This window comes from Stenotrophomonas sp. SrG, from assembly GCF_050031795.1.
GTDB classification, from domain to species: Bacteria; Pseudomonadota; Gammaproteobacteria; order Xanthomonadales; family Xanthomonadaceae; genus Stenotrophomonas; species Stenotrophomonas rhizophila_A.
The window spans coordinates 1-260 of the sequence record NZ_JBNBBE010000395.1 but is presented as its reverse complement, the minus strand read 5'-3'; the positions used below and the strand labels follow the sequence as shown (position 1 = coordinate 260).

Here is a 260-nt window from a genome sequence, read left to right as displayed (position 1 = left end):
GCGACCAATGCGATCGCCACGCTCGAGACCGATGACCGCCTGCCGGCGCGGGTGCTGCGTCGGGCGGGGCTGCGGCTGGCCCTCGGGGTGGCGCCGTTCCGGCAGCTGATTGCCGCGCACCTCACCGGCAGGTGACCACCGTCGGTCCACACCGGTCGGTGACGACCGTTGGTCGTCACACGGGATCAGGGGGCGTCGCGGTAGGCCATGACGTTGATCACGGAGTCGCCGGACTGGACCTGCTGGCCGCCGCGGAGCTT

General features: G+C 71.9%; 1 pseudogene. It reads left to right on the top strand.

Annotation, left to right across the window (positions count from 1 at the left end):
• Positions 1 to 135 (top strand): annotated as a pseudogene (locus tag ACQG3P_RS20220) (5-demethoxyubiquinol-8 5-hydroxylase UbiM); the annotation flags it as partial.
• Positions 136 to 260: the final 125 nt, after the last annotated feature.